The sequence below is a fragment of the Pseudobutyrivibrio ruminis DSM 9787 genome (genome assembly GCF_900218035.1).
GTDB lineage: Bacteria > Bacillota > Clostridia > Lachnospirales > Lachnospiraceae > Pseudobutyrivibrio > Pseudobutyrivibrio ruminis.
Map to the genome: position 1 here is coordinate 128,791 of NZ_OBMR01000009.1, position 7,395 is coordinate 136,185.

Annotated in this window: 4 protein-coding genes and 1 rRNA gene; all 5 read left to right on the plus strand. The window is 38.6% G+C overall.

Translation table 11 applies throughout. The features are described 5' to 3' along the window. Positions 1–50 precede the first annotated feature (50 nt). Positions 51–2,885 carry a tetratricopeptide repeat protein gene (locus tag CRN97_RS10525; RefSeq protein WP_097076851.1) on the plus strand — a complete coding sequence of 945 codons (2,835 nt, stop codon included), beginning with the start codon at positions 51–53 and terminating at the stop codon, positions 2,883–2,885. Positions 2,886–2,909: 24 nt separating this feature from the next. Next, the gene (glgB, locus tag CRN97_RS10530; RefSeq protein WP_097076852.1) at positions 2,910–4,808 is read left to right on the plus strand and encodes a 1,4-alpha-glucan branching protein GlgB; all 1,899 of its coding nucleotides are present in this window, start codon (positions 2,910–2,912) and stop codon (positions 4,806–4,808) included. A gap of 60 nt (positions 4,809–4,868) precedes the next feature. Further along, positions 4,869–6,086 (plus strand): DUF5711 family protein, encoded by a 1,218-nt coding sequence (locus tag CRN97_RS10535; RefSeq protein WP_097076853.1) that lies wholly within the window; start codon positions 4,869–4,871, stop codon positions 6,084–6,086. An 8-nt stretch (positions 6,087–6,094) separates the two neighbouring features. Beyond that, positions 6,095–6,766, plus strand: coding sequence for a CvpA family protein (locus CRN97_RS10540; RefSeq protein ID WP_097076854.1), 672 nt, complete (start codon positions 6,095–6,097; stop codon positions 6,764–6,766). Between the two features lie 349 nt (positions 6,767–7,115). Then, positions 7,116–7,395 (plus strand): 16S ribosomal RNA (locus tag CRN97_RS10545); the annotation flags it as partial.

Consider the following 7,395-nt stretch of genomic DNA (forward strand, 5'->3'; position numbering starts at 1 on the left):
CTATGATAATATTTTAATAACTATAAGTATGTAATTTGGAGAATAATTCTGTGGAAAAAATGGAATATCGTACTCGAATTGAAGAGATGAAAAATCTCATCGAAAAAAACAAATTTACAGATGCAATGTCCGTTGCAGATACTATCAACTGGAGAAAGATTCACAATATCAATGATTTGATTGCGGGAAGTGAATCCTATGAAGCGGCTGGTAGAATCGAAGAAGCAAGGGATTTATTATTAGTTGCACATGAGCGTTCTCCTATCGGAAGGATGATTCTGTACAAGCTTTGCATGATATCACTGAAGCTCAAAGAGATAGATGTAGCTCAGGAATACTACAACGAATTTGTGCAGATAGCTCCACACGATAGTCTTAAATATATCCTCAAATACAATATTAATGTTGCAAAGGGCGCAGATAATGCCACTCTTATCAAGATTCTTGAGCAGCTCAAGGAAAATGATTTTATAGAGGAGTGGGCTTATGAGCTTGCTTATCTTTATCACAAGACAAATCAGGGTGATAAATGTATAGCACTTTGCGATGAAATCATTCTTTGGTTTGGTGATGGTCCAGTAGTTGAAAGAGCATTGGAATTGAAAATGCTTTATCAGCCACTTGATAAGTCCCAAGAGGATAAATATCGTAGCTTGCAGCAGAAAAAAGACGGCATCACAGAGATTACTCCACAGATAGTTGCTGATTCAAGCAGTATTGTTCCAAACATTAAAAACATTCAGCTTCCAGAAGGACCAGAGCGTTTCGACACAATCAACCTTCAGGCAGAAATCAAAAAGAATATAGACGAAATCATGAAAGCAACCGATGCTGGTGAGGTTTCAGAAAACATCGGTGCCATCAAGAATCTCGTTGAAGAAATACCTTATCTTCAGGTAGCAGAGGAAGAAGTTGTAGAGGAGCCAGAGGACTTCTCAATAAACGACACATTCCAGCAGTACTTGGAAGAAGGCTTTGATGGTCAAATGAGCCTTAAGCTTGCTGATGAAAGCACTCAAACTGAAGAGCAAATCGAAGGACAGATGACCATCGAGGATGTTTTAGCTGAGTGGGAAAAGACAAAGCGTGCAGCAGAGGCAGCCATGGAAGATGCCAAGAGCAAGGAGCTTGAAAGCGCTAGAGCGAAGGCACTTCGTGAGGCAAACAACGTCTTGAACCGATTAGAAGGAGTTATGTCAAAGCTCGATGCTGGTATATCTTCGCAGGAGCTTCTCAAGGAGGAATACCTGGGCACCGCAGAACCTACAGAAGTAAAAGAGGCTCAGCTAGAAGAAGAGGAATCTGTTCCTGACGACACTGAGCAAAATCAGGAGCCAGAATATACAGAAACACACGCGGGATTTACCATTCCGATGCTTTCAACAGATGGATTGCAGACAGGTATGATTGATATACCGGTTGTATCCGCTGAGGAAGCGGCACTTGCAGGAGCAGCAGCTGCAGTGCCAAGTGCTATTATGCATGCAGCAGGGGAGTTAAAGGAGGCAACACCAAGTTGGCAGCCTCCAACGCTAAATGAAAATGACACTGAGGAGACAGAAGACGTGGATTTCAAAGAAGCATCCCAGATGATTGCTGATGTAAATAGCCTTTTACAAAAAGAAATAGATAGACTTAGTGGAGTGGATACACAAATTCCAGCTCCAGCAGAGACTGCTGAGGAAGAGCCTGTAGTAAAGTTCACAGAGGAACCAGCTATAGCAATGCCTGACATGGAGCCTGTTGCAGAAATAATAGAGGGGCTTGGCGATGAATTTATTCAGGAGCCTGAGGAAGAGCTCGAACAGGAAGAGCATGTAGAAGCTCCAATTGAAGAAGTAGTTGAAGAACCAGAAGATGAAATAATAGAAGAACCAAGAGAGGAATTAGTAGAGGAATCAATAGAAGAACCAAGTATCAATATTGATGATATTGAATTACCTCCTATTATTCTTCCAGAAGATTTATTTGCTGAAGAGCCAGTCGTAACTACAGAGCCTCAGTTTGAAGAGGTCGATCAGGTGCAGCCAGAGCTAATTCAGCCAGAACCAGTACAGATTGAAAAGGTACAGATTCAGGAGGCTGAAGTTCCTGTAGCCGAGGTAAACCCTGCAGTTGCAGCGCCAAAGCAGCAATCATCTATTAAGATTGACGATGAAGATCTTGATATCTTCTCATACTTCCTCCCAATAAATGGTATGAAGGCAAATATTACTCGTGTAATCGAGGGAGCAGCATCATATCTTGATAAGCCTAACGCAAATGGTGGAAGTATTGTTATCGTTGGTGAGCCTGGTTCAGGTAAAACACAGATGGCAACTAGCATTATCAAGGTTTTACAGAAGAAGACAGGATATCCAAAGGGTGGAATTGGAAAGATTTCCGGAGAAAAGCTTAACGAAAAGGATATTCAAAAGCTTTACAGCAAGATTCAGGGTGGTTGCTTAATCATCGAATCAGCTGGTGGCATTTCAAAGGAGACAGCGGTTACATTGTCTCTTCTTATGCAAAACGATACATCAGGAACAATCATCATTATTGAAGATAGTAAAAAGGGTATTGATAAAGCCCTTATCAAAGACAGTTCATTTGCAAAGAGATTTACAGAAAAGATTGTAATTCCTGTCTTCTCAATCGATGAGTTGGTATCATTTGCAAAGACATATGCTCTTGAAGCAGAATGCACTATAGATGATATGGGAATTCTTGCACTTTACAATAGAATCAATCTTATCGGTCGTTATGATCATGTTACTACAATCAAAGAGGTTGCAGAGATAATGGATGATGCCATTGAAAAGTCAACAAAGGGTGGATTCTTCAACAAGCCTAAATACGATAAGAATGGCAATATCATCTTAAAAGAGAAGGATTTCGACAAATAAATAATTAATAAAAGGGGATAGTTTATGAGCAATTTTACAGATTTGGATGCCTATTTATTCGGGCAAGGCACACATTATGACATTTACAAAAAGCTCGGAGCACACAGGGGGAAGCAAGGCAAAGAGTCTGGATACTACTTTGACGTGTGGGCACCACACGCTAGCAGAGTGGCAGTTATTGGAGAGTTTAACGACTGGGATGAAACTCGCAATTATATGCAGCGAGTTGAGCCAGAAAGTCATGGAATATTCGAGACATTTATTCCAAATGTAAAGGAAGGGCAGCTGTACAAATATCTTATTTATACAGAGGATGGAACAAAGCTTTATAAAGCAGATCCATATGCTACATATGCAGAAGTACGTCCTGGCACAGCGTCACGAATCTATGACAATACAAAGTTTAAATGGACCGATAATGCGTGGATGAAGCAGAGAAAGGCTGCCAAGAATTTTTGGGAACAGCCACTTGCAATTTATGAGGTTCATCCAGGTTCATGGAAGCGTCATCCAAGGCCAGAAAACGATGGCTTTTACAGCTACAAAGAATTTGCTCATAGTCTTACAGAATATGTTCTCGACATGGGATACACCCATGTTGAGTTGATGGGTATTGCGGAATATCCATTTGATGGTTCATGGGGATATCAGGTAACAGGCTACTATGCACCTACATCACGTTATGGTACACCTGATGATTTCATGTATCTCATCAATTATTTGCACAAAAACGGAATAGGTGTAATTTTGGACTGGGTTCCAGCTCATTTTCCAAAAGACGCACATGGTCTTGCTGATTTTGATGGAAGACCATTATATGAATATCCAGACCCTAAAAAGGGTGAGCATCCAGACTGGGGTACCAAAATTTTCAATTACGGCAAACCAGAGGTTAAAAACTTCCTGATAGGAAGTGCTTTACAGTGGGTTGAGCATTATCATATCGATGGTCTTAGAGTAGATGCTGTAGCATCAATGTTATACCTCGATTATGGCAAGAAGCCTGGTCAGTGGATTCCTAATGAACATGGTGGAAATGAAAACCTTGAAGCAATCGAGTTCTTTAAGCATATCAATACTTTGATAAGGGGTCGAAACCCTGGTGCCATTATGATTGCTGAGGAATCTACAGCTTGGCCAAAGATTACAGGGGATGTTGAAAATGGAGGATTAAATTTCTCCTACAAATGGAATATGGGATGGATGCATGACTTCATAGACTACATGAAGCTAGATCCTTATTTCAGAAAAGACAACCACAATAAAATGACATTTGCTATGAGCTACAATGAAGCCGAGAGATATATTCTTGTGCTTAGTCATGACGAGGTAGTTCATTTGAAGGGCTCTATGCTTGCAAAGATGCCTGGACTAGAGGTTGATAAATATAAAAATCTGATGGCGGGATATGCATTTATGATGGGCCATCCTGGCAAAAAGCTGTTATTCATGGGTCAAGAATTCGCTCAGGGAACTGAGTGGAGCGAGGCTAGAGAGCTTGATTGGTATGTATTAGACAATCCAAATCACAGACATGTGGCCCGTATGTTCAAAGAGTTGTTACATATATACAGACAGTATCCGGCAATGTATGAACAGGATGTTTCATGGGCTGGCTTTGAATGGATAAATGCCAACGATAGCTACCGCAGTATCTTTAGCTTTGTTCGCAAGGCAAAGAATGGGAAAAATAATCTATTGTTTGTAATAAACATGACCCCTATGAAATACGACGATTATCGAGTAGGTGTTCCAGAAAATAAACGGTTTAGGTTATTGCTTGATAGTGAAAACAAGGAATTTGGAGGCGAAGGCGGAATAATTCCTGAGACTTGCACACCAATTCATGAGGAATGTGATGGCAGAGAGTACTCAATAGGATTTTCGATGGCGCCATATCAGATAGCAATATTTGTTTATTAAAGAAAATTGGGCTGTTAATACAGCCCTTTTCTTTTTAAAAAATAGTAAGAAGCGAGAAATATGGAAGAATTTAAGATTATAAAGTTACCAGAAAAAAACAATGAAGAAGAAACAGATGAAAAAGAGCCTGTAGTGGCAAGACGGGTAGATGACGACTATAAGCCACCTAAGAAGCGCTATTTTTATATCATTTTATTACTTCTATTTATTGTTATATCCATATTTGTTATACGAATAATCACTACATATGATGATTATGAAGTCGAAAAGACATGGGAACGACAGGACTCTAGCGAGAGTAATTATTGTAGCTTTAATAATAATCTAATTAAATATAGTGCTGATGGAATATTCTATACCACATTTGACGGCACATTAATATTGAACTACACATATGATATGACAAACCCAAATATTGATTTTTGCGGTGATTATATTGTTGTATACGATAAAAAAGGAACTGAAGTGGATGTATTCTCCTCAAAAGGATATATCAATACTATTTCGTCAACCACGCCTGTTATAGAGGCAAGAGTGGCAGATAAAGGCACAGTAGCAATATTACTTCAAGAGGGAACAACCAGTTATATACAAATGTATGATAGGGATGGTTCCGTTCTTGTATCAGGTGAAATCCATCCTGAGAACAGAGGCTATCCTGTATCTATGGCCCTTTCCTCTGATGCCACCAGGCTTTTATTATCTATTATAAATGTAAATAACGGTGAATTAGATACAGAGTTAGTATTCTATGATTTTACCAGTGCTGGTAAGGAAGAAGAGGACAATATCGTTGCATCTTACAATTACATAGGTGCATTAATTCCAAAGGTAGAATATATGAAAAATGATAAGGCTATTGCCTTTAGTGATTCAAAGATTATTATTTTCAACAATAATCTTCGTGCAACTGTGGCAAAAGAAATTACAGTTGGCCAGCAGATGAAAAGTGTATTCTATAATGATAGTCATTTTGGATATATATGCGAAACAGCAACAGACAATGGTGAAATTGTAAACGAGTTGAACGTATATAATTTATACGGATTTAGACTTATCTCAAAAGAAATAGAAAGTAGCTATGACAACATTACTATTTTAGATAATAATGAAATCTTTATCAGTAATGAAAACGAGGTAAGTATATATAACCTACAGGGCTTTAAAAAGTTCAATTATACATTTGAGGATAAAATCTATGGTGTAATTCCTGGAACAACATCAAAGAGATACTATTTAATAGAGGATAGTAAGACAGAAGAAATATATATCAAGTAGGAATCTAAATGGAAATAAACTATTTATTAATTATCACAGCTTTAATATTATTGTTCTGCGTTATACGTGGAGCAAGAAGAGGCATGCTGAGAATCGTATTTGGAATCATAGCATGGGTGTTCTTAATATGCTTTGTTAACTACGGCAGCAATTTTATTGATAATTATATATCTACATCTACACAGGTACCGTATACAATCCAGGAAGGTATTGTAACTCATCTTACAGAGCGATATACGGCCTCAGAAGAGCAGGAAGTGGGCACAGGCGAAGATGCGGTCATGTCAATGGTTCCATCCTCAATAAAAGAAGAAATAACAGAAAGTGTCCAGAGCTCAATAGACGCTACAATTAGATTCATAGCCGAAGAACTTACAGATGCTGCTATAAATGGTATAGCCACAATAATAGCAGTACTAATAGGCATACTTGTGATATTTATAATAGACAAGATCATAAAGGGGATAGGTTTAGTCCCAGGAATAAGGGATGTAAATCGTCTTCTTGGAGTAATAGCGGGATTGATTGAGGGAATGTTAGCAATATGGTTGTTGATGTATATTGCAAGCTGTTTCCCGGCATCTGCAGTAGGGCAGTTTGTAATAGAAAATGCCGAAAAAGACCAGCTATTGTATTTCGTCTTTGAGAACAATCTAATTGCTAGAATTATCGGAAAATAAAGACAATAATTTTTTTGTAAAAACGTGTTGACTTTAGTGAAATCCTTTGCTATTATACTATTCGTTCCGCTGAGAGCGGCACACTTAGAAAACACTGAGTTTTCTAAAAGAAATGATTTAAAAAATAAATCAAAAAGTTGTTGACAAAAAGATAGCATCGTGATAATATAAACGAGTTGCTGCTGAGGGCAACAACAAAGCGAAGATTGATAACTGAACAGTGAAACAAACCTTGAATTAATACAAGTTTTTAAACATGTATCCTTGAAATTCATTTAGTTTCTAAGACGAAACAAAAACCTTTATTAGTAAACAAGTCAGTTTTATACTGATTCGGAATTAAACTTTTTAACATGAGAGTTTGATCCTGGCTCAGGATGAACGCTGGCGGCGTGCTTAACACATGCAAGTCGAACGAAGCAACTTATCACGATCCCTTCGGGGTGACGATTTGTTGACTGAGTGGCGGACGGGTGAGTAACGCGTGGGTAACCTACCTTGTACAGGGGGATAACAGTTGGAAACGACTGCTAATACCGCATAAGCGCACAGCTTCGCATGAAGCAGTGTGAAAAGTTTTTCGGTACAAGATGGACCCGCGTCTGATTAGCTAGTTGGTGAGGTAACGG

What these genes read in the sequence shown, in the direction of transcription:
- glgB (WP_097076852.1), top strand. Translation starts at nt 2,910, where the DNA reads ATGAGCAATTTTACAGATTTGGATGCCTATTTATTCGGGCAAGGCACA.
- CRN97_RS10535 (WP_097076853.1), top strand. Translation starts at nt 4,869, where the DNA reads ATGGAAGAATTTAAGATTATAAAGTTACCAGAAAAAAACAATGAAGAA.
- CRN97_RS10540 (WP_097076854.1), top strand. Translation starts at nt 6,095, where the DNA reads ATGGAAATAAACTATTTATTAATTATCACAGCTTTAATATTATTGTTC.